Here is a 21,641-nt window from a genome sequence, read left to right on the forward strand (position 1 = left end):
TGACCGGTCGGGCGGGGCAAAAGGTTCGCACCGCACGACGGGTCAACGCGAGGGGCGCGGGAACCGCGGCGGGCTGTACCGGACGAAGGCCGGCGGCATCGGCCGGTCCGCGAAGGTGGCCAGGTCCAGGACGAACTGGTACGGCTCGGGGTAGCCGCCGGCGGCCCGGTCGAGCCGGTGCGGGTCGAGGTCGGACCAGTGGCCGGTCTCGATCCGATCGAGCAGTGCCCGCAGCGCCACGATCTCCTCGGCCGCGCTGAAGGCGCAGTGCCCACCCCGGTTGACGTAGAGCTGGCGCAGTTGGCTCGGTTCACCGGTGCGGCGTACCTGGTCGGCGTACCAGCGTTCCTGGTCGGTGACGGCACCGCCGTCGCGGGTGTTGTGCAGGCTCAGCACCGGCACCGGGGTACGCCCGACCGGCACGCCGTAGTGGTACAGGTAACCGACGGCGGCCGGGTCGGCGGCGATCCGGGGTGCGGCGGCCAGCCGGTCCAGGTCGGCCCGCAGGTCGAGCCCGGCCGTCCGGTACGCCGCCCGTACCTGCTCGTGCTGGGCCGAGCGGGCCAGTTGACGGCCGTAGTCGACGCCGACGTTCCAGGACGGGTTGCCGCCTGCCCGCGCCTCCAGGTCCGCCCGCCCGGTCGGCCCCATGCCGAGCGCGTACGCCCACTCCAGCCACGCCGCCTGGGCCAGGATCACCTCGGTCGGGTCGGTCGGCTCGGGCGAGTGCGCCGAGTACCAGCCGGGGACGTTGCCGAACGAGGCGGCCAGCGCGATCCGGGCCTGTCCCTGCGGTGTGCCGGCCGCCCGTTGCACCGCCCGTTGCAGCGCGCCCGCGCTGGCGGTCGGGTCGTCGGCGCGTACCAGGTCGATGTCCTCACCGGGGGCGAGCAGCGTACGGATGGCGAAGGTGAGGTCGAGTGCCATGTTCCAGGTGCCGAGCGGGTCGTACTCGCCGCACGTGGTGCTCACCCCGGCGAACCGGCGCGGGTGCCGTTCGGCCAGCAGTACGGCAACGGCCGCGCCGAGCGACTGTCCGGTGGAGATGGTGCGCCGGGGTCGGCCGACGTGCGAGTCGAACCAGTCCAGCAGCGCGATCTGGTCGTGCAGGGCCGACTCGACGGCGTAGCCGACCGTGCCCCGGTAGCTGGATCCGGCGAGGGCGTACCCGTGGTCGAGCAGCCACTGCTCGGTCTCCGGGCGGTTCGCCAGCGCGATCCCCTCCGGTCGCCAGTCCGGCGGGTAGTAGCCGTGGCTGAACAGCACCAGCGTGCCGTTCCAGTTGTCGGGCAGCTCGACCCGGTAGTCGGCACCGTCGATGGTGCCGGTGTGGCTGCGCCGCTCGGTGCCGGTGTGGCTGCGACTCCCGGTGCCGGCGCCGGATTCGCCGGGCGGTGGCGCGGCGACGGCCGGAGCGGCGGTGAGCGAGCCGGCGAGCAGCGCGAGCAGGGTGGCGTGGAGCAACCCTCGGCGCGGGATCGAGTTCATCGTCGTACTCCCCTGTGTCGGCGGTCGGTGCCGCGTACGTCTCGATGCTCACTCCAAGTTAGGTGACCAGAAGGTCACATGTCAATCCCGACGCGGACATCACCACACAGTGGACGGCCGGCTCAGACGTCCCGGCGACGGACGACGGTCACGGCGACGAGCACCGCGACGACCGCCCAGGCGCCGAGCACGATCCACGCCTCGGTGACCGTCACCGGGTACCTCTCCGACACATGGCGCACGAGCGTGGGATCCCTGACCAGGGCCTGCCACGCCGACAGCGGCATCGCGTTGCCGATCTCCCTCACCCACCGGTAGGTCTCGCCCGTGACGAGCGCCGGCAGGAGAAGCAGGACGAGGATGGTCGCGACGATGCTCCCGGCCGCGTGCCGTACGAGCGCGCCGAAGGCCATCCCGACCAGGGCGCACACCGGTGCGAGCAGGGCGGACGCGGCGACGGCGCGCAGTGCGCCGGGAGCACCGATCGACAGTCCGATGTGCTGGGTGTCGTAGATCGCCTGGGTCACGCCGAACGAGGTCGCCGAGACGAGGGTGCCGAAGGCGAGCATGACCGCCGCCACCACGACCATCTTGGCCGCGATCACCGAACGGCGGGCGGGCACGGCCGCGAACGTCGTACGGATCAGTCCGGTGGCGTACTCGCCGGACAGTGCCGACGCGCCGATGCCGGCCGCCACGATCATGAGAAGCTGGAATGCCTCCGAGGCGAAGGCGGTGTACATCGTGTCGATCGCGGCGCCCTGCTCCAGCGGATTCGCGCTGCCCGCGACGAAGCCGGTGTTCACCCGGGCGGAGTTCGCGGTGATTCCCAGGGAGACCAACGCGCCGGTCCCGAGCACCAGATAGGTGCTGCGCAGCGACCACAGCTTGATCCACTCTGCGGCGAGCAGGTCGCCGAACCGGGCCCGGGGCCCGGCGGTACGCGCGGACGTCGACCGTGCGGACAGGCTCGGGATGCTCATCGGGATTCTCCTGCGAGGTATTCGACACTGCCGGCGGTCAGTTCCATGAACGCCTCCTCCAACGACGCGGTACGGGTGGCGATCTCGTGCAGCACGATGTGGTGCTCGAAGGCGAGTTCGCCGATCCGGGGCGCGCTCAGCCCGGTGACCGTGCAGGTCCCCTCGGCGTCCTGCTCCACCACCCCGCCCGCACCGACCAGTACGGTCGCCAGCGCGGCCGCGTCCGGAGTGCGTACGGTCACCCGGTGCCGGGTACTGCGGGCGGCGAACTCCGCCAGCGACTCCGCGGCGATCAGCCTGCCCCGGCCGATGACGACGAGCTGGTCGGCGGTGTTCTCCATCTCGGTCATCAGGTGGCTGGAGACGAACACGGTGCGCCCCTGGGCGGCCAGCCGCCGGAACAGGCCCCGCACCCACAGCACACCCTCCGGGTCCAGGCCGTTGATCGGCTCGTCGAAGACGAGCACCGGCGGGTCCCCGAGCAGGGCGGTGGCGATGCCGAGCCGCTGTTTCATCCCCAGCGAGAACCCGCCGACCCGCCGCCGCGCCGCGCCGGCCAACCCCACCTCCGTCAGCACCTCGTCGACCCGGCGACGCGCTATGCCGTTGCTGCGGGCCAGCGCGCTCAGGTGCGCCACCGCGCTGCGCCCCGGATGGACGTCGTGCGCGTCGAGCAGCGCCCCGACGTGCCGCAGCCCGCGCGGGCGGTCCCGGAACGGCCGCCCGCCCACGGTCGCGGTTCCGCCGGTGGGGGTGTTCAGGCCGAGGATCATCCGTAGCGTGGTCGACTTGCCGGCACCGTTGGGTCCGAGAAAGCCGGTCACCTGTCCGGGACGCACGGTGAAGGTCAGACCGGCGACCGCGGCGGTCTTTCCGTACCGTTTGGTCAGTTCGTTGACTTCGATCACCGGGTCAACGGTGCCGAAGCCGCGCGCACACCACATCTGACCCCCGGTGGCAATCCGGCCGGTGCCGGGGACCGGGGCTGTACGACCACGGTCGAATGCCCGTACCGGGGCCCGGCACTACGATCGGGCCATGCCCGCCACGCCGCCGCTGCCACTGCTGCGGCGCGTACCGCCCGGTGTCTGGACGGCCCTGGCCTGGTGCGCGGGCCTGGCGTACGCGTTCGTCCCGTCCGTCCGGCTGCCGGGAGAGCCGGCGTGGCAGCCCGAGCCCGGTCCCGGCCTGAACCGGGTGTTCGCCAGCTGGCTGCTGCTCGCCATCGCCACCGCCATGGTGGCCGCCGGCAGCGCTCTGCTGCGGCGGCGACCGTTGCCGGCCCTGCTCCTGGTCCTCGCCGGTGCGGTCGTCACGACGACCGAGCTGAACTCGACGGCGATCAGGATCCCACAGTTCCTCGCGGTCGACGTCGCCCTGTGTTTCGTCGCCGCGACCCGGCCACGCCGGACCTCGATCGCCGCCGGGTCCACGGTCCTCGGAGTACTGATCGTCCACGCGGCCACGCGACTGCTGCTCGGTTTTCCCATCGACACCTCGGAGCAGCTGGCCGTGGCGATGACGGCCGTCATCGCCTGGCAGATCGGCAACTCGTCCCGGCGGACCCGCGACCACGCCGAGCGGCTGGCCGCCCGGAACGCGGACCAGGCGATCACCACCGAGCGGCTGCGGATCTCCCGCGAACTGCACGACATCGTCGCCCACAGCATCGGCATCATCGCCCTCCAGGCCGGCGCGGCGGCGCGGGTCATCGACACCCAGCCGGCGGCGGCCCGCACCGCGATCACGGCGGTCGAGACCGCCAGCCGGGAGACCCTGACCGGGCTGCGCCGGATGCTGGGCGCGCTCCGCCAGGCCGAACCGGGATCGGGTACGACGCTCGACCCGGTGCCCGGCCTGGCCGACGTGGACCGGCTGGCCGCCGCCGCGACCGCCGCCGGTGTCCGGGTCGAGGTGCGGTGGCACGGGCAGCACCGACCGGTGCCGCCGGACATCGACCTGTCGGCGTACCGCATCATCCAAGAGTCGATCACCAACGTGGCGCGTCACGCGGGCACCGGATTCTGCCGGGTGTCGATCGACCATCGGCCCGAGGAGCTGTCGATCGAGATCGTCGACCACGGGTCCGGCCGGGGCAGCACCGCCGACCGCGTCTCGGGCACCGGCTACGGCATCCTCGGCATGCGGGAACGGGTCGGCCTGCTGCACGGGGACTTCTCCGCCGCACCGCTGCCCGAGGGCGGTTTCCGCGTCACGGCCCGCCTGCCGGTGCCGGCCGGGGTCCGATGACCGTACGCGTCGTGCTCGCCGACGACCAGCCGCTGGTGCGTACGGCCCTCCAGATGGTCATCGCCGACACTGCCGACCTCGACGTCGTCGGGCAGGCCGCGACCGGTGCCGAAGCGGTCCGGTTGGCCGGGGACGTGCACCCGGACGTGGTGCTGATGGACATCCGCATGCCCGGCATGGACGGGATCGAGGCCACCAGGCTGGTCACCTCGGCCCCCCGCCCGGCCCGGGTCCTCGTGCTGACCACGTTCGACGACGACGAGCACGTCTACGCCGCGTTGCGGGCCGGCGCGTCCGGATTCCTGGTCAAGGACATGGCGCTGGAGGACATCCTCACCGCGATCCGGGTCGTCGCCGCCGGAGACGCCCTGATCGCACCGAGCGTCACCCGCCGCCTGATCGAAGAGTTCGCCGGTCGACCCGAGCCCACCCCGCCGCGACCGCGCCCGGTCGGCGGCATCACCGACCGGGAACGCGAGGTGCTGACCCTCATCGGGCGTGGCCGGTCCAACGCCGAGATCGCCGCCGAGATGTTCATCAGCGTCGCCACCGTCAAGACGTACGTGACCCGGCTGCTCGCCAAGCTCGACGCCCGCGACCGGGTCCAGTTGGTCATCATCGCCTACGAGACGGGGCTGGTGGCGCCGCCCCGGTGAGGCGGCCTCACGCCCGACCGGCGAGGACGCGGGATCCCTCCAGCACGGCCATCATCGACTGGTTGGCCTCCCAACCGTCCGGGAACTTCACCGGGACGTTGAGGTGCACCGGTTCGGTCGACGGGTGGGCGTCGAGCAGGTCGGCGATGCCGGCGCGGGCGACCAGGACGCAGGCGTGCCGGTGCCGGGAGGTGAGCACGCAGAGTCGCCCCGACTCCAGGTGGAACGCGGTCGCGTCGCGCCGGCCGGAGAGCGGGTGCAGCACCACGGTCAGGTCGTACTCCCGGCCCTGGAGCCGGTTGGCGGTGTCGACGGTGATGTCCGCACCGGCCGGGCCGAGCATCGACCGGATCACCGCCACCTGGTCCCGGTGAGCTGCGCCGATCGCGATCCGGGACGCGTCGACCGGTGCACCCGAACCGGACCGCTCGGAGACCGCCACGGCACCGCGTTCCAGCACCCGGCGGGCCAGTGCCGCGCAGGCCGCCGCCGCTTCGGTGTCCGTACGCGGGGTGTGCCGGGCGGGTAGCTGGTAGAGCGCCCAGCCGGTGGCGGCGGCCAGGTCCACCGCCGCGTCGACCGGGTCACCGGGGCCCGGCCGGGTCAGGGACAGGGTGCGGTCCCCGGCCGACGTACCGGCCCGGAAACCGGTGAACGGGTAGAACGCCGCCGCCACCACCGGTGCCGCCGAGGCGGGCAGCCGCCAGGAGACCGGCAGCCGGTGCACCGGCAGGTCCGGGTTGTGGCGCAGCAGCACCGCCACCGCGCTCTGCATCGGGTCCCAGGTCAGGCCGGTCCAACGGACGGTGTCCACGGTGGAGAACGGGTCGAGCTGGCCGGGGTCGCCGACGAACAGCGCCCGCTCGAACCGGGCGGCGACGCGCAGCAGGGCGTCGGAGCGCATCTGGTACGCCTCGTCCACGATCGCCCACGGCCAGGAACCTTCGCTGATCATCGCCCACTTGGCGGCCGTACCGATGATCACGGCCGGACCACCGAGGTCGGCGACCTTGGCCGCGACCCGGACCCCGTCGTGCCGGGCGACCCGCTCGGACGGCACGTAGTCGGCGGCCGAGAGCCGGCCGATCGGCAGTCCGGGTGCCTGCGCCGCCAACCGGTCGACCAGGTCGTCCACCTGCTCGTTCGTCTGGGCGATGACGATCAGCGGCTCCCCGGCGGCGGCCAGTTCGACCGCGGCCCTCACCACCAGCGTCGACTTGCCGGCACCGGGGGGCGAGTCGACCACCACGCCCCGGTGTGCGCCGGTACGCAGGTCGGCCAGGACCGCGTCGACCACCCGTCCCGCCTCGACCGACGGCGGCAACGCCAAACCCGTGCCCATGCGCCGCCCCACTTTCCACCCGACGGTGTCCGGCACACTACCGGCCCGCACCGATCCGCTCCCAGCCGCCGGGCCGAACCCGACCCAACGACACTGAGAGTGACTGTCAGATCACTGTCAGAAAACGGCCGCGTGGACCAGGGACCGCTACCGTCCGAGAAACCCGAGGTCAGACGGCCTTTGCGGATATTCGAGGAGCAGACCAATGTGGATCGTACGTGCACGCAAACGCCAACTGATCGTCACCGTCGGTGTCCTCGCCGCCAGCCTGGTGACCGTACTCGGGCTCCATCCGCCGGCCGTCTCGGCGGCCGGGACGAACCAGCCGTTCTACGGGGACCTCACCGGGGACGGCCTCACCGACCGGATCACGCTCGGCTTCGACGGCGAACACTGCGCGGCGAACGTCTTCCCCGGCGACGCGGCCGGTCGGTTCGGTGCCCCGACGTCGCACCCGTACCCGATCACCGGCGACCCGAACTCGGAATTCTGCCCGGACGCCGGAACCGTGCTCGACATCGGCGGCGACGGCACACCGGAAGTCATCGTCGGCTGGTGCTGCGGCCCGGTCGTCGACTACGGCCTGCTGATCCTGCGAAACTTCCAGCCGGTCGGCACACTGCCCGGCCTCTGGGAGACCGACGAGATCGGGGTCGCCCAGTTCGGCGGCGACAGCCTGCCCGACCTCCACGTCAGCACCTACTTCGGCGGCTTCACCACCTATCTCAACACCACCGCCGGGACCCTGGTTCCGGGGCCGATCGACTACACCTGCACCGATCCGAGGTTCCTGCTGGCCGACCTGAACATGAACGGACGACAGGACGTGGTGATCAACTGCGTGGAGTATCCGGAGGACGGTGCGGTGCGGGTGCTGCTCGACGACGGTCGGCAGATCACCCTGCGCACCGGTGACCCGAACGAGACGTACGTGCTCAAGGTGCTCGACCTGAACGCCGACGGCCGACCCGACGTACGGACCACCTCCGAGTCGGACGGTACGACGATCGAGTACCTCGGTCGGGGCGACGGCACCTTCAGCACCACCCCGATCGCCCACGACGACCTGGCGCACGCGTACCGGGCCACCCCCAAAGTGATCAAGGTACGGGTGAACGACGTCGCCACCAGCATGGCGACGCTCACCATCACCAAGGCGCCGAAGTACGGCTACCTGACCAATGTCGACTCCCGCTACGAGGTGAACTACATCCGTACGGCCAGCCACGCGCTCGCCGACTCGTTCACCTACCGGCTGACCGAGGGCGGCCTGAGCGACACCGCCGTCGTCACCGTGAACATGAAGGACTGACCCGAGTTTGCACCGGCAGCACCTGGCTGATCGGTCGACCCGACCCGACCACCATGCCGATCACCGGTACCTTCGGGTGTTCTGGTCCTCGATCCTTTGCCCATAGGGTGGCGTCTCCGTCCTCGACAATGGAGAGGGTGACGCCGGGTGTACGCCGTCATCGACGTGGAAACCACCGGATTCAATCCGGGCATGCACGATCGGATCTGCGAGATCGCGGTGGTGCACGTGGACGGTCGGGGACGGATCACCGACCAGTGGTCCAGCCTGGTTAACCCGGAGCGTGACCTCGGCCCGCAGCACGTACACGGGATCCGGGCGGCCGACGTCCGGCGCGCACCGACGTTCCGCCACCTCGCCGGTGAGATCGCGCAACGCCTGCGGCACCGGCTCGTCGTCGCGCATAATCTCACCTTCGACGCCCGCTTCGTCGCCGCCGAGTACGCCCGCATCGGAGCGACCGTCCCGGTGCACCACGCGGACGGCCTGTGCACGATGCGACTGGCACCGCAGTTTCTCCCGCTGGCCAGCCGCAGTCTCGCCGACTGCTGTCTGGCCGCGGCGATTCCCCAGCAGCAGGCACACTCGGCACTCGACGACGCGCTCGCGGCCGCCCGCCTGTTGGGCTACTACCTCGACGCGGCGGGCCAACCACCGCCGTGGGAGGACTCGATCCGGCTCGCGGGCAAACAGGTGTGGCCGCAGCTGACGACCGTTGCGGGCGTCACCGGGCTGACCCGCGGCGCCGCCGCAGGCAAACAGGACCACTTCCTGGCCCGCCTGGTCGACCGGCTGCCACGCGTACCCGAGCCGCCGCAGGCGGACGCGTACCTGGCCCTGCTCGACCGGGCGCTGCTCGACCGCTATCTGTCGGCCAGCGAGATGGACTCGCTGGTGGAAACCGCGAGCGCGCTCGCACTCACCCGCCCGGACGTGGTCGCCCTGCACCGGCAGTACCTGCGCTCGCTGGCGACGGAGGCAGCCGACGACGGGATCGTCACCGCCGAGGAACTGAGCGACCTGCATGCGGTGGCCGCCCTGCTGGATCTGCCGCCGAACGAGGTGGAGAACGCGATCGGCCGGGCGATGTCCGGCAACCGGGGCGCCGCGTCGGCGCCGCTCGTACCACAGCGTTTCGCCCTCTCCGCCGGTGACCTCGTCGTGTTCACCGGACAGATGGCGGAGCCGCGTGAGGTCTGGGAGGCCCGGGCGATCGGCGCGGGGTACGGGGTCGGCCGCTCGGTGACGAAGAAGACCGCTCTCCTGGTGGCCGCCGACCCGGACAGCCTCTCCGGAAAGGCACGGCAGGCCCGGAAGTACCGGATTCCCGTGGTGCACCCGGCGGCCTTCCTCGCCATGGTGAACCGCAGCTAGCGCCAGCGGTGGCACGCATCACTTCACTGCGCAAAGTAAAAGTTTGCAGCAGCTGCAATTTTATTCGTACGGTAGCCGGGTGACCATCGACGACAACGCCGGTCCGGGGCGCCGGGACCGCAAGAAGCGGCAGACCCACGACGCCCTGATGGCCGCCGCGTTGCGCCTGGTCGCCGAACGCGGACTCGACCAGGTCACGGTCGAGGAGATCAGCGAGGCCGCCGACGTCTCCGCGCGGACGTTCTTCAACTACTTCTCCTCCAAGGACGAGGCGCTCGTCGGCGACCAGGCCGGCGAGAGCGCCCGGGTACTGGCGGCGCTGGCGGCCGTGCCGCCGGAGGAGCCCGCGCTGGAGGCCGTCCGGCTGGCGCTGACCGCCGTGGTCGACGAGATGCAGGCCGACGCCGAACTGTGGTTCCTGCGGATGCGGGTGGTGGCGCACAATCCGGGGCTGCTGCCCCGGCTGGTGGCCAGCGGCACCGAAACCGAGCGGGCGATCACCGAGGCGCTCGCCGCGCGTACCGGGGTCGGACCGGACCACGGATATCCGGCCCTGGTCGCGGCCGTGACCGGCGCGGCCTTCCGGGTCGCCATGATCCGCTGGGCCGGCAGTGCCGGTAACCTGCCGCTCGCCACCCTCGTCGACGAGGCGTTCGCCGGGGTCGCCGCCGGCCTACCCGACCCCCGGTCCACCACCTGAACCGACCCACCCACTTCCCGCTCCGGCCCGTCGGCGCCGGGGCCATCCACCCCTGCTCGTCAGTTCAGTAAGGAAGCGTCGATGACCACAACCGCCGCGCCATCCGAACCCGCCGAGGTCGGTTCCGGTCGCATGTCCCGCCGGGAGGTCCTCCAGGCCCTCTCCGGCCTGATGGTCGGCATGTTCGTGTCGATCCTGGCCTCCACGGTGGTGGCGAACGCGCTGCCCCGCATCATCGCCGACCTGCACGGCAGCCAGACCGTCTACACCTGGATCGTCACCAGCGAACTGCTGGCCATGACCGCCACCGTCCCGCTCTGGGGCAAGATGGCCGACCTCTACAGCAAGAAGCTGCTGATCCAGCTCTCCCTCGGCCTGTTCGTGGTCGGCTCGCTGATCGCCGGCTTCACCCCGAACGTCGAGGTGCTGCTGGTCAGCCGGATCGTCCAGGGCATCGGCGCGGGCGGCATGAGCGCGCTCGCCCTGATCGTCATGGCCGCCATGATCCCGCCGCGCGAACTGGGGCGGTACGCCGGCATCTTCGGCGCGGTGTTCGGCGTCGGCACCATCGCCGGCCCGCTGATCGGCGGCGTGCTGGTCGACACCTCCTGGCTGGGCTGGCGCTGGTGCTTCCTGATCGGCGTACCGTTCACCCTGATCTCGATCTTCCTGCTCCAGCGCACCCTGCACCTGCCGGTCGTACGCCGGAAGGTCAACATCGACTGGGCCGGTGCCGCCCTCATCATCGCGGGCGTCTCCACCCTGCTCATCTGGTCCTCGCTCGCCGGGCACAGGTTCGCCTGGGCGTCCGGCTGGACCGCGCTGATGGTCGTCGGCGGCCTGGTGCTGCTGGCACTGGCGATCTGGGTCGAGTCACGGGTCGCGGAGCCGATCATCCCGCTCGGCATCTTCCGCAACCGCACCGTCTCGCTGGCCACCGTGGCGAGCATCCTGGTCGGCGTCGCCATGTTCGGCGGCACCGTCTTCCTGTCGCAGTACTTCCAGATCGCGCTGGGCAAGTCGCCGACCGTGGCCGGCCTGATGAGCCTGCCGATGATCTTCGGCCTGCTGGTCTCGTCCACCATCGCCGGCCAGCTCATCACCAAGTACGGCCGATGGAAGATCTACCTGGTCGCCGGTGGCGCCATCATGACCGCCGGCATGGTGCTGCTCGGCACCATCGACGCCCGGACCAGCGTGCTGGTGCTGTCGGTCTACATGGCGGTGCTCGGCATCGGCGTCGGCATGCTGATGCAGAACCTGGTCCTCGCCGCCCAGAACGACGTACCCGCGCAGGAACTCGGCGCCACCACCAGCGTGCTGACCTTCTTCCGCAGCATGGGCGGTGCCATCGGCGTCAGTGCCCTCGGCGCCGTCCTGGCCAACCGGGTCACCTCGCTGCTGACCGAGAACCTTCCGGCGGCGGCCGGCGGTGGCAGCGGCACCGCCGCCGTACCCGACCTCGCCACCCTGCCCGCCCCGGTGCTGCGGATCGTGCAGGACGCGTACGGCACCGCCACCGCCGACCTGTTCCTGGTCGGCGCACCGATCGCACTGCTCGCGTTCATCGCGGTGATCTTCATCAAGGAGAAGCCGCTGAGCACCCTCAGCGGCACCGAACGGCTCGAACAGGAAGAGCAGGCGACGGCGGCGACCGTAGCGCCGATGCACTGAGCCGCCCGACCCGCGTCACCGAGCGCGAGCCCGTACCCCTTGCCGGGGTGCGGGCTCGCGGCGTCCGTCCCGGTCGGCGCGGTCGGCTCGGGCACCGCCCCCGCCCGACACACCGTCAGGAGCGGGGTACGGCGGGCCGGTCCGGCTTACCGCTCCGATCGGTGGGCTGGTTACCCGGCCGGTCGGTGGGCCTGTTGCCGGGCAGGCTGCTGGGCCTGTTGCCGGGCACGCTGCTGGGCTTACCCGGCGGGTACGAGGGCTGGTTGCCCGGCAGGCCGGTGGGCTTACCCGGCGGGTACGAGGGCTGGCCGGTCCGCTGGGCCGGCCGGTCACCCGGCTCGGCGGAACCGCCGGCCGTGGGCGGAACCACGGCCCCGCCGCCGGCCAGCAGCCCGTCGCAGTAGCCGGGCACGTCGGCGCGTCCCCCGGCGGCCTCGATCAGGGTCCGGAAGTGCGGGTCGTCCAACATGCCGCCCTCACTCTCACTCGTTCGATCGCGGTAGGCCCGGCACAGGTCACGCGGGGCCGGGGTGGGTGACCGGGTGGCCGCCTGCGGCGGCGCGGACGTGGGGTGCGGGCGGCCCGGCGTACCGGTCCACCCGGCGCTGACCAGCGCGTCGGGCAACACGCCGGTGGTCGCGGCGAGCGCCACGCCACCGGTGGCGGCGACCGCCACGACCGAGGCGAGGGCGACCTTCACGGTGAGGAATCTGACGGCCAGCGCCGCCGGGACGGAGCGGCGACCCGGCGGCCGACGGATCCGGCCCTCGTGGTGGGCCCGGAACGCGCTCAGCACCACCGGCTCGCCGGACAACTCGTCCGGATGCGCGGGCGTGGACGCTGCGGCGAGCAACCGGGCAAGGTCGTCCGACCCGTCGTCGCGTACGCGCTCGGCGGGGTCGCGGTCGCTCCCGTGGTACGGGGGTCTGCTCATCTCATGTCCTTCAGCGTCAACCGCCCCGCCGCTGTCACAGTCGCACCGTCCCGCCCCGCCGCTGTCGCGTCGCCCCGATCCGGGCCGATGGTGCCGGCGGTCACCGTGGTGACGGTGGCCCGCTGCCGGAGTTGTTCGGCGAGCCGGCGCAGCCCCCGGTGAGCGGCGGTTCGTACCGCACCGGCCCGCTTGCCCAGAACCCGCGCGGTCGTCGCCACGTCGAGGTTGAGCACCACCCGGAGCAGGACCACCTCGGCCTGGTCGGGCGGCAGGGTCGCGATGAGTTCGATCGCCGCGCGGGTCGCGAGGGCCTCCTCGGTCAGCCCGGCGGTGTCCGCCGCGTCGGCCAACTCACCCAACTCCTCCACCGGAACCGCGACGCTCGGTCGGCGGCGCTGGTATCGGACGTGGTCCAGTGCCCGGTGCCGGGCGATCGTCGCCGCCCACCCCCGGAAGCTGTCATAGTCGCCGCGGAAGGAGTACAGATCGCGGACGATCTGCAACCAGGTCTCCGAGGCCACGTCATCGGCGGCGGCACCGACGAGTACGCGCAGGTACCGGAGCAGGAGTGGCTGGACCGCCCGGTAAAGGCGGCAGAACGACTCCTCGTCGCCGGCCTGGGCACCGAGGACGGAGGCCGACAGCTCATCGGTGTCGGCAGCCCTGTCATGGTCCACCCGACCACTCATCGGGCTCTCGGCCAAAGATACGACTGCGACATCAGCACCCCCTCCGCACGGCAGAGCCACTCCACCAAGGACTCAGCGTCGCGGACCACCGTTTCGTCACACCCCCGGCCCCTCGGACGTGCGGTATCCGGAGGTTGCCGGTGACCGGACGGACGGCGCGGTCACCGGCTGGCGTGGAGCGGTCAGCGGCTGAGCACGCCGAGCAGGTCGGCCGCGTCGAGCAGGTCGACCGTGCCGGCGTCGAGCCCGGACCGGTACAGCGCGTACGCCTGCGCGCCGCCGAGCAGCGTCACGTCCCCGCGAACCAGCGCCGCGAAGTCCGGCGGCGGCGTACCTGGTCCGCCCGGGTCCTCCCCGGTCACCTCCTGGTCGGGTGGGCCGAGGGCGACCAGGCGGGCGGCGAACGCCACGATCGACTCGCCGTCGTCGCGCCGGTAGCCGACAACCGTGCCGTCGCGGTGTCGTACCAGCACGGTGGCCGCGCGGGCCGCCGCGTGCCAGCAGGCCAACTCCCACAGGCTGACCCGCCGACCGGCGGCGAAGTAGTGGTCCACCGCGGCGGTGAGCCGCCCGAGGGTACGCGAGTAACGGGCCACCGAGTGCTCGCCACCGGTGCCACCGATCGCGGCGTCGACCCAGCGCAGCCGCCGCTCCTCCAGGTCCACCAGGAGCGGGGTGGCGACCTTGACCGAACCGGTGAGGTCGAACCGCTGCTCGACCGCCTTCGGCTGGAACGGCGTACCACCCTGGCCGGGGTCGCCCATGAAGCCGGCGAAGGCGTCGGTCATCGCGTCGAACGGGACGTCGTTGTAGCTGAACACCACCATCGTCAGATAACGGATCCCCTCCTTGCGCAGCGCGGAGACGTTCAGGTCGACGAACTCGCTCGCGCCGAGCGGCGCCGGTGCCGAGGTGAGGTCGCCGGAGTGCACGGCCAGCCGGTCGCCGTACCGGAGGCGGGTGTAGTCGCACCAGCCGACGAACCCACCGTCCCGGTCGTACATGGCCACCGACAGGTCCAGGTCGACGCGGGTGCCGGCCGGCTCGGTCCAGTGCAGGAACAGCCGCACGATCCGCCCGTCCGGCAGCGGCTGGCTGCTGCCGCGCGGCAGGCGTACCAGGGTTGCCGACGCGGTCCGCTCGGTGAACGGCGCGACCAGGTCGGCCAGGCCTGCGTCGAGCAGGGCGACCCCGACCGGCGCCAGCCCGGCGGCGCGGTCCAGCAGTTCCCCGGTGAGCATCGCGTCGAGCGCGGCGCCGAGGTCCGCGTCGAGCCGCGGCCGGTGATCCGGCTCGGCCCAGAGCCGGGCGCTGCCACCGCGCGGGAAGTAGAGGCGGGTGCCGGCCGGCCAGGTGGCCGCCCGGACCGCACCCAGGGCGGCGATCAGCACCCCGGGCGCCACCGTACGCAGCGCCGCGCCGGCCGTGGTGACCAGCGCCTCCGGCTCGTCCGTACGCGAGGCCAGCTCGACCAGCCGACGGGCCAGTACGCCCGGACGCCGGGCGAGCAGGTCGAGCGCGGTGCCGATGTCCCAGGCCACGAGGGCGTCCTCCACCCGTGCCGCCCAGCCCGAGGTGCGCAGCCGACCACGGTCGTGTTCCAGGATCGTCGGGTGCGCGGCGGCCACACCGGCGAGCAGCCGCCCGAACCCGGTGCCGGTGTCGACCGGCGTCCCGCGCAGCACGGCGAACGCCGCCGCGGCCTGCGGGTGGCGGTCGGCCTGCTCGAACGGGTGCAGGTTCTCCGCCATCCGCTGCCACGCCGGCCCGTGCCGGTGCAGGTCCTCGACCAGCGCGGCGAGCGGCAGCGCGTCCAGGCGGGCGAGCAGGAGCCGGCGCAGCCGCCGGGGCAGCGAACGGCGCCGGGTCGGCGCGGTGACCAGTCCGGCGTCGCCGCCGTTCAGGACGTAGAGCAGGCGGAGCGCGTCGGTGGCCGTGCCGATGTGGGTGGTGAACAGGTCGGGCAGCCGGTCGGCGAGCGACGGGTCGGCGACCAGGCGGGCGAGCACCAGCGCGCGGGTCTCCCGGATCGGGATCTCGTCCGGCAGCCAGTCCAGGTCGCCGTGTCCGACCCGGTCGAGCAGCACGCCGAGCTCGCCCTTGTCCTGCGGGGTGAGCGGCGTACGCCGGGCCAGCATCGCCTCGACCGCCAGGCCCACCGAGCGGCCCAGGTCGTCGACGAGTTCGAGCACGGCGACCCGCCGAGGCGGCGGGAGCTGACCGGTGGCGCCGGTCGCACGGGCCGGGTGCAGGAACGGTGCGACCGGGTCGATCCGCTGGTGGCAGATCGGGCAGCCGGTGTAGTCGCCCAGGTCCCAGCAGTCGTCGCAGATCAGGTGCGCGCAGGGTGCCACCGGGCGTACGGTCTCGACGTCCCCGCACAGCACGCACGGCTGGTCCGGCTGCTGGAGCAGCAGCGTGAAAACCCGCCGCACCCAGAGCGTGTACGTGTCCTCGGGGACGCTGCGCGGGAAGTTGCGGAACAGGGGGACGTGCGGCTTGTCCGCGCCGACGATCGACTCCAGCGCGCCGATCAGGCCGAGGCCGATCGCGGCGAGCCGCTCGACTTCCCGCCCGGCCAGGTAGCCGCGCAGCCGTGGTCCGATCAGGTAGCCCAGTGCCAGCACGTCGGCTTCCAGCGCGAGCAGACCGGGCTCGGCCGGCACCGACTGGCGCCCCGGCCGCTTGACCTTCCGACCACCGGCGAGCAGCCCCGGTACGACCAGCCCGGACCGGCGCAGCAACGCGAGCGCGACCGGGTCCGGGGTGACCCGCTTGGAACCCGTACCGAGCGCGATCGCCACGGCCGACACCGCCCTTTCCACAGTGGATAGACGGCGAGGGCGGAGATCGGGCGCACTAGTTGCCTTTTTAAGAAGAAGATAGAAGGAAGCACGCCCAGGAGCCGCCCTCGCCGCAGACCGGAACGTTACCGCCGCCGCCCCGAGGACCGCACGCGGGTTTCAGCGGAAAAACAGGGCGAGCAGCGGGGCGAACCTCGACGGGTCGACGACGTGGCCGTGACCTCCGACGATCTGCCGTTGGGCTCCCGGAATTTTCGCCGCGATCACGTCGGCGGCATGGTCGAAGAAGCTGCGCTGCTGGTTGATGGTTATCGGCTCGATGCGAGCCCGGCCGGTGCTGACCAGGGTCGGTTGGCTGATCCGGGCCAGGCGCGCGACCGGTGGTCTGCCGTCCTCACCCAGGCAGGCCGCGTCGTACACGAGGGTGTGGGCGAGCGCCTCCAGACCGGGCCAGAGCGGTGACCGTCTCGCCTCGTCGATGTCCTGCTCGGACGAGCCGGCCATCCGCATGAACAGGGCCAGCGCCGCACTGCGACGACCTTCGGCGAGCAGCAGTTCGAGGTGATCGACGTACTCCGGCCACCACTGGGCGACATCGGCCGCCACCAGGTACGGCACCTCGTACACCGAGAGCCGGTCGATCGGCAGACCCGCCGCCGCGGCCTCCAGGGCGAGCGCACCGCCGGAGGAGACACCGTGCAGGCTGGCCGATCCGCCGGCCTCGCCGATCAGCGCCGCGAGGTCCTCGATCTCCCGCTGTACGGCGTACGGCAGGGTGTCGCCGCTGTCGCCCCTGCCGCGCCGGGCGTAGTTATACACGGTGAACCACCGGGCCAACTCGGCCGCGAGCGGCGCGTTCTCCGAGCCGTCGTCGAGCCCGCCCCCGACCAGGATCACCGGCGGTCCGCTCCCCTGCCGCTCGTACGCGATCGACGTGCCGTCCTGCGACGTCACCCGGCCCATGCGATTCCCCCGAACCTGTTCACGACACTCGACAGGTCGTCAACAGATTACGGTCCGGTGGGCGTGGAGGTGGTCCCGCCGCCCTACGAGTCGGCGCCGGAGAGGTGGGCGAGCGGGCTGCGCGGCGGGCGCCATTCGAGGAACATCGCCGTCGCGTCGTCCTGGAGTTCGTCGTCCTGGTGCGCGACGACGGCGCGTACCAGGCGGCGCATCGTCTCGGGCGTCGGCAACCGGTCGTTGAGTGCCCGGTTGACGAAGTCGACCAGCCGCTCGACCCCGAACCGCTCCCCGTCGCCGCTGCGCGCGTCGGTCACCCCGTCGGTGTACGCCAGCACCCGGTCACCCGGATGCAGGTCCTCCTCGTGCACCTGCGGACGCCTGCCCGACAGGTGGCCGAGGCCCAGCGGCAGCGCGGTCGGTCCGGGGAGTTCGCGGATCGCCTTGCCGTCGCGCAGCAGCAGCGCACCGGGATGACCGGCGTTGATCGTACGCAGCCGCCCGGTGGCCCGGTCCAGCTCGGCGAGCAGCGCGGTCGAGAAGAGGTTCGGGTGCTCGGCACGGATCCATTTGTCGATGCTGAGCGCGGTGTCGACCAGGTCGAGGCCGCAGCGGCGCGCGTTGCGGTAGACGTTGACCACGAGTGAGGCCAGCGTGCTCGCCTTGATCCCGTGCCCGCAGGTGTCGAACAGTCCGACGCTGAGCACGTTGTCGTTGAGCGCGTAGTCGAAGACGTCCCCGCCGACGTCGTAACACGGTTCGAGGATGGCGGTGACCATCATGTCGTCGGTGGCGAAGGTGAGCGGCGGCAGCAGGCCCCAGACGATCTCCGCCGCGACCTGCATCGGCAGCCGCCGCCGCATCCGCTCGACCACATCGCCGTACGGCCGGCGGTTGACCAGGACCTGGGCGACGCTGACGGCGAGTTCCCGCGCGGCGGCCTCCGTGTCCGGATCCCCGGCGGCCGGCGTGACCACCTCCAGTACGCCCATCCGCTCGCACCCGACCAGCAGGGGCACCCACATCCGGTCTCCGCCGTCGACCGTCACCTGCACGTCGAGCCCGCTGAACGCGCGCCCGGCGAGCGTCGCCTCGATGGACAGGGCCTCCCGGTCCTCCAGACCGTTGCCGAGCAGCGGCACGAGCTGGGTCTGCCCGTAGTCGGCCAGGTAGACCACGATCTCACCGGCACCGATCCTCGGCGCCGCCCGCGCGATCAGACCGGACAGGTCGTCCGGCCCCCCACGGGGTGCGTTCAGGTGCAACCAGCGCACGGCCTCGCCCGCGTCGACCACGCGCATCCTCCAAATGTCACCCCCACCGTAGGAGCCCGCCGCTGATCCTGCCACCGGGGGCCGACCCGGCTACGGGAGGTAGGCGGGGTGACGGCGTACCCTCCGACAACGGCACGCCGTCACCCCGGTCAGGACCGGATCGGGATCAGCCCAGTTCCTTGAGTGCGGCGGCCACGGCGTCGGTGAGCGAGGTGGTGGGGCGGCCGAGCAGGCGCGGCAGGTCACCACTGTCGGTGAACGCCTCGCCACGCGTCGCCCCGACACTCGCGTCGGCGAAGACCTCGGCCGCCTGCTGCGGCAGACCCACACTGGTCAGGAACGCGGTGTACTCGGCCCCCGGAAGGTCGTTGTAGACCACGGTACGGCCGCTCTGGCGGGTCAGTTCGGCGGCGAGTTCAGTGAGCGTGAACCCGGGTTCGCCGCCCAGTTCGTACACCTTGTTCTCGTGTCCCTCGGTGGTGAGTACGGCCGCCGCCGCACCGGCGAAGTCGGCGCGGCTCGCCACCGACAGCCGGTTGTCGCCCGTGGCGTTCACCAGTGCCCCGTGCTCCAGGGCGGCGGGGAAGTTGGCCGAGTAGACCTCGAAGTAGAAGGCGTTGCGCAGCAGGACGTACGGCAGGCCCGATTCGCGGATGATCGCCTCGGTCGCCTTGTGTTCCTCGGCGAGCAGCATCTCGGTGTTGTCGGCGTTCAGGATGCTGGTGTAGACCAGCAGTCCGACGCCCGCCGCCTTGGCGGCCTCGACGACGTTGCCGTGCTGGCGCACCCGCTGCCCGACCTCGCTGCCGGAGATGAAGAGCAGCTTGTCGGCGCCCGCGAACGCGGCAACGAGGCTGTCCGGCTCGTCGTAGTCGGCCCGGCGCACCTGTACGCCCCGCTCGGCGAGCCCGGCCGCCTTCTCCGGGGTGCGTACGGCGGCAACGATCTCCGCGGCCGGCACACCGCGCGCCAGCAGTTCCTCGATGACGATGGGGCCGAGATGCCCGGTGGCCCCGGTGACGACGATCATGTCCAGCTCCTTTGGCGGGTCAACTGACGGGTTGCCTCCCAGAAGGATGTACTAACTTTTCGAAAGCGCCGAGGAATAGTGAGCACTTTCACTGATGCCCGCGCCCAGCTCACGGCTACCGTAGGGACCATGGTTGACTCCACCCCCGCCACAGACGGGTACGACGGCGACGACGCCATGGTCGCCGACGTCTTCGCCCGCGACTGCGGCTCCCGGCGCATCGTGGAGAACCTGGCCGGCAAGTGGGGCCTGCTCGCCCTCGCCGCACTGCACGAGGGCTCGTACCGCTTCAACGCCCTGCGTCGCCGGGTCGACGGCGTCAGCGAGAAGATGCTCGCCCAGACCCTCCAGGGACTCGAACGCGACGGCCTGGTCCTGCGCGACGTGCAGGCCACCATCCCACCGCACGTCGAATACAGCCTGACCCCGTTCGGCGCACGCGTCGCCGCCAAGATCGTGGACCTGGTGGAGTTGGTCCAGGCCGAGGTGAACAGCACCAACGCCAGCCGCTAGCTTCCGGCAGGCAGCGCCCCCGGCTCACTCGTCGATCGATCCGGAGAGCTGTAGCTGGCCGGTGCCGTCACCGCTACCGGCGCCCTGGGTGAACAGACTCCCGTCGAGCGTGGCGATCGCCCTGACGTTCCCGTCGCTGTGCCGGACAACCAGCTTCCACGCGCCCGACTCGATCCGGAAGCTCTTCTCCCACGGCAGCTTCGCGGACTTCTCCTCCACGGTCTCGCCGTTGACCTCGTAGCTGACGTGCTCCAGGGTCGCCGTTCCGGTCATCGAGAGGACCAGGGTGTGCGCCTCCCAGGGGGCGTCCGTCGCGGGTGCCGAGGGCTGGGGTTCCCGAGGGGCGTCCGTCGCGGATGCCGGGGCGCCCGGCGTACGGGACTCCCGAGGTGCCTCGCCACAGCCGGCGAGGGCGGTGAGCAGCAGTATCGACACGGCGAGTCGGGCGGGGGCTGGGGTCATCGATTGCCTCACCAGTGTGGACGAATGATCCGGAGTCGCCCGCCACGGTATCGAAGTTCGTGAACAATTGCCCCAACCTGGCCGGTTCCGGACGCCAAGGAGCAGGAACGGCCGACCGAGCCCATACTGACGACGCCGCAGCAGGACGCCCATCTGGTATCGGAGGAGAACCGTGGGCTACAGGGAACGACGCAGCGAGATGCTGGCCACCCAGGCAGCGCCGCATCTGGAGCCCGGCGAGCAGGTCCAGACGGGATTCATGACGCTGGCCGGCTGGGGGATCTTCACGATGCCGGCGGAGACGTTCGTGGTCACCGACCGCGCGATCCTCGTCATGGGCCGCAGGGGCGTACAGCGCCTCCCGCGCGACCTCCGGTTCGGCAGGCCGACCGGGCTCTACTACCGGTTCCACCTCGACCGCACGTACCGGGTTCACCGGCAGTGGTACCAGGAGGTCATCGCCGCCGACGAGGCGCTGCGCGAGATGCAGACCCGCGACGACCCGGCGGCCGGCGAGCACTGAACCAGGAACCTGCGGATGCAGCCCGCGACACGTCCTTCTGCCTGCTCATCGCCGCATCCGGCGGGCGCAGGCGCCGTCGTGGTCGGCATGCAGCAGGCAGCGCCGGCCGCCACCGAGGAACCGGTCACAGAACACCCGATGATGTACGCGCTGCTCGTCCTCGTACGACACGGTGATCTCGCCAGGGTCGAAAAGCGGCAGCAGCCGCAGGGACCGACCCACCACCCGGGCCAGACGCTGGGCGCCGGCCAGGTCTCGGGCAAGCACCGGCACGCGTACGACAAAACGCTCCCGGTCGGTCATCAGTAGCGCTCCGAGACGTTCGCCGTACGAGATTGGCGCGACTGCCACTGCCGAAGCGCCGCCTTGACCCGGATCGTCTCGTCCCTGCTCTGCGCCAGCTCGTCGTAGAGGTTGGTCATGTCCGTGGCGACCCGGTCCAGGAACTCCTGCACCTCGTTCGGGTCGAGCCCGCGCCGCCCGAACCAGCCGACCCTACGGAACCGCCGCCCGCGCACCTGCCACGGCCGCAACGGCGCGTATGCCCTGGACCGGTAGTGAACCCCTCTGCTCTCCCGCTCGCCCCTGCGGAACCGTGCCAAGAAGTTACGCATGTTGTGCCTGCCTTCCGGTTCGGATCGGGTCTGGAAGGGGTGGCCCGCCCGTCCGCCGC

General features: G+C 71.7%; 21 protein-coding genes. 8 read left to right on the top strand and 13 right to left on the bottom strand.

Annotated elements, in window-relative coordinates; genetic code table 11:
• Positions 1 to 42: 42 nt before the first annotated feature.
• The 3 genes from ACZ6QQ_RS08845 to ACZ6QQ_RS08855 form a co-directional block, all read right to left on the bottom strand.
• On the bottom strand, positions 43 to 1,488 hold the full coding sequence (locus ACZ6QQ_RS08845; RefSeq protein ID WP_465875318.1) for an alpha/beta hydrolase family protein: 1,446 nt from the start codon (positions 1,486 to 1,488) through the stop codon (positions 43 to 45).
• A gap of 122 nt (positions 1,489 to 1,610) precedes the next feature.
• Positions 1,611 to 2,471 carry a hypothetical protein gene (locus ACZ6QQ_RS08850; RefSeq protein ID WP_465875320.1) on the bottom strand — a complete coding sequence of 287 codons (861 nt, stop codon included), beginning with the start codon at positions 2,469 to 2,471 and terminating at the stop codon, positions 1,611 to 1,613.
• Positions 2,468 to 3,379: an ABC transporter ATP-binding protein gene (locus ACZ6QQ_RS08855; protein WP_465875322.1), complete on the bottom strand. Its 912-nt coding sequence runs from the start codon at positions 3,377 to 3,379 to the stop codon at positions 2,468 to 2,470. Before ACZ6QQ_RS08855 ends, ACZ6QQ_RS08850 begins: the two co-directional genes overlap by 4 nt.
• 130 nt (positions 3,380 to 3,509) lie before the next feature.
• On the opposite strand from ACZ6QQ_RS08855, the gene ACZ6QQ_RS08860 reads away from it, so the two are divergent.
• Both ACZ6QQ_RS08860 and ACZ6QQ_RS08865 read left to right on the top strand, forming a co-directional pair.
• The gene (locus tag ACZ6QQ_RS08860; protein ID WP_465875324.1) at positions 3,510 to 4,721 is read left to right on the top strand and encodes a sensor histidine kinase; all 1,212 of its coding nucleotides are present in this window, start codon (positions 3,510 to 3,512) and stop codon (positions 4,719 to 4,721) included.
• Positions 4,718 to 5,377, top strand: coding sequence for a response regulator (locus ACZ6QQ_RS08865; RefSeq protein ID WP_465875325.1), 660 nt, complete (start codon positions 4,718 to 4,720; stop codon positions 5,375 to 5,377). The genes ACZ6QQ_RS08860 and ACZ6QQ_RS08865 overlap by 4 nt, the downstream gene beginning before the upstream one ends.
• Positions 5,378 to 5,384: 7 nt before the next feature.
• On the opposite strand, the gene ACZ6QQ_RS08870 is transcribed toward ACZ6QQ_RS08865, so the two are convergent.
• Positions 5,385 to 6,719, bottom strand: a complete 1,335-nt coding sequence (locus ACZ6QQ_RS08870) for an AAA family ATPase (protein ID WP_465875327.1) — start codon at positions 6,717 to 6,719, stop codon at positions 5,385 to 5,387.
• Positions 6,720 to 6,924: 205 nt separating this feature from the next.
• Here ACZ6QQ_RS08870 and ACZ6QQ_RS08875 point away from each other — a divergent pair, with 205 nt between their 5' ends.
• The 4 genes from ACZ6QQ_RS08875 to ACZ6QQ_RS08890 all read left to right on the top strand — a co-directional run bounded on the left by ACZ6QQ_RS08875 (position 6,925) and on the right by ACZ6QQ_RS08890 (position 11,779).
• A complete protein-coding gene (locus tag ACZ6QQ_RS08875; RefSeq protein WP_465875328.1) occupies positions 6,925 to 8,031 on the top strand; it encodes an Ig-like domain-containing protein in 1,107 nt (368 codons plus the stop codon).
• 147 nt (positions 8,032 to 8,178) lie between these two features.
• The gene (locus ACZ6QQ_RS08880) at positions 8,179 to 9,405 is read left to right on the top strand and encodes an exonuclease domain-containing protein (protein WP_465875330.1); all 1,227 of its coding nucleotides are present in this window, start codon (positions 8,179 to 8,181) and stop codon (positions 9,403 to 9,405) included.
• Between the two features lie 79 nt (positions 9,406 to 9,484).
• Complete coding sequence (locus tag ACZ6QQ_RS08885) at positions 9,485 to 10,105, top strand: TetR/AcrR family transcriptional regulator (protein WP_465875331.1); 621 nt, start codon at positions 9,485 to 9,487, stop codon at positions 10,103 to 10,105.
• Between the two features lie 81 nt (positions 10,106 to 10,186).
• Positions 10,187 to 11,779 carry an MDR family MFS transporter gene (locus ACZ6QQ_RS08890; protein WP_465875332.1) on the top strand — a complete coding sequence of 531 codons (1,593 nt, stop codon included), beginning with the start codon at positions 10,187 to 10,189 and terminating at the stop codon, positions 11,777 to 11,779.
• A 115-nt stretch (positions 11,780 to 11,894) separates the two neighbouring features.
• Here the strand turns inward: ACZ6QQ_RS08890 and ACZ6QQ_RS08895 are convergent, their stop codons facing one another.
• From ACZ6QQ_RS08895 to ACZ6QQ_RS08920, 6 genes are all read right to left on the bottom strand, one after another.
• Positions 11,895 to 12,713, bottom strand: coding sequence for a hypothetical protein (locus ACZ6QQ_RS08895; protein WP_465875333.1), 819 nt, complete (start codon positions 12,711 to 12,713; stop codon positions 11,895 to 11,897).
• Entirely contained in the window at positions 12,710 to 13,402 is a 693-nt protein-coding gene (locus ACZ6QQ_RS08900; protein ID WP_465875334.1) for an RNA polymerase sigma factor, read from the bottom strand. The genes ACZ6QQ_RS08895 and ACZ6QQ_RS08900 overlap by 4 nt, the downstream gene beginning before the upstream one ends.
• A gap of 182 nt (positions 13,403 to 13,584) precedes the next feature.
• A complete protein-coding gene (locus tag ACZ6QQ_RS08905) occupies positions 13,585 to 16,206 on the bottom strand; it encodes an MXAN_6230/SCO0854 family RING domain-containing protein (RefSeq protein WP_465875336.1) in 2,622 nt (873 codons plus the stop codon).
• Positions 16,207 to 16,365: 159 nt separating this feature from the next.
• Entirely contained in the window at positions 16,366 to 17,169 is an 804-nt protein-coding gene (locus tag ACZ6QQ_RS08910; RefSeq protein ID WP_465875337.1) for an alpha/beta fold hydrolase, read from the bottom strand.
• Positions 17,170 to 17,252: 83 nt separating this feature from the next.
• The gene (locus ACZ6QQ_RS08915) at positions 17,253 to 18,467 is read right to left on the bottom strand and encodes a PP2C family protein-serine/threonine phosphatase (RefSeq protein WP_465875338.1); all 1,215 of its coding nucleotides are present in this window, start codon (positions 18,465 to 18,467) and stop codon (positions 17,253 to 17,255) included.
• A 139-nt stretch (positions 18,468 to 18,606) separates the two neighbouring features.
• The gene (locus ACZ6QQ_RS08920; protein ID WP_465875339.1) at positions 18,607 to 19,470 is read right to left on the bottom strand and encodes an SDR family oxidoreductase; all 864 of its coding nucleotides are present in this window, start codon (positions 19,468 to 19,470) and stop codon (positions 18,607 to 18,609) included.
• Between the two features lie 129 nt (positions 19,471 to 19,599).
• Between ACZ6QQ_RS08920 and ACZ6QQ_RS08925 the strand changes: the two genes are divergently transcribed.
• Positions 19,600 to 19,983 carry a winged helix-turn-helix transcriptional regulator gene (locus tag ACZ6QQ_RS08925; RefSeq protein ID WP_465875340.1) on the top strand — a complete coding sequence of 128 codons (384 nt, stop codon included), beginning with the start codon at positions 19,600 to 19,602 and terminating at the stop codon, positions 19,981 to 19,983.
• A gap of 24 nt (positions 19,984 to 20,007) precedes the next feature.
• Here the strand turns inward: ACZ6QQ_RS08925 and ACZ6QQ_RS08930 are convergent, their stop codons facing one another.
• The gene (locus ACZ6QQ_RS08930) at positions 20,008 to 20,445 is read right to left on the bottom strand and encodes a hypothetical protein (RefSeq protein WP_465875341.1); all 438 of its coding nucleotides are present in this window, start codon (positions 20,443 to 20,445) and stop codon (positions 20,008 to 20,010) included.
• 172 nt (positions 20,446 to 20,617) lie between these two features.
• Between ACZ6QQ_RS08930 and ACZ6QQ_RS08935 the strand changes: the two genes are divergently transcribed.
• Positions 20,618 to 20,968 (top strand): hypothetical protein, encoded by a 351-nt coding sequence (locus ACZ6QQ_RS08935; protein ID WP_465875342.1) that lies wholly within the window; start codon positions 20,618 to 20,620, stop codon positions 20,966 to 20,968.
• Between the two features lie 45 nt (positions 20,969 to 21,013).
• Here the strand turns inward: ACZ6QQ_RS08935 and ACZ6QQ_RS08940 are convergent, their stop codons facing one another.
• Both ACZ6QQ_RS08940 and ACZ6QQ_RS08945 read right to left on the bottom strand, forming a co-directional pair.
• Positions 21,014 to 21,271, bottom strand: a complete 258-nt coding sequence (locus ACZ6QQ_RS08940) for a hypothetical protein (protein WP_465875343.1) — start codon at positions 21,269 to 21,271, stop codon at positions 21,014 to 21,016.
• The gene (locus ACZ6QQ_RS08945; RefSeq protein ID WP_465875344.1) at positions 21,271 to 21,582 is read right to left on the bottom strand and encodes a DivIVA domain-containing protein; all 312 of its coding nucleotides are present in this window, start codon (positions 21,580 to 21,582) and stop codon (positions 21,271 to 21,273) included. The genes ACZ6QQ_RS08940 and ACZ6QQ_RS08945 overlap by 1 nt, the downstream gene beginning before the upstream one ends.
• Positions 21,583 to 21,641: the final 59 nt, after the last annotated feature.

The sequence above is a fragment of the Micromonospora sp. NPDC049529 genome, from assembly GCF_055586685.1.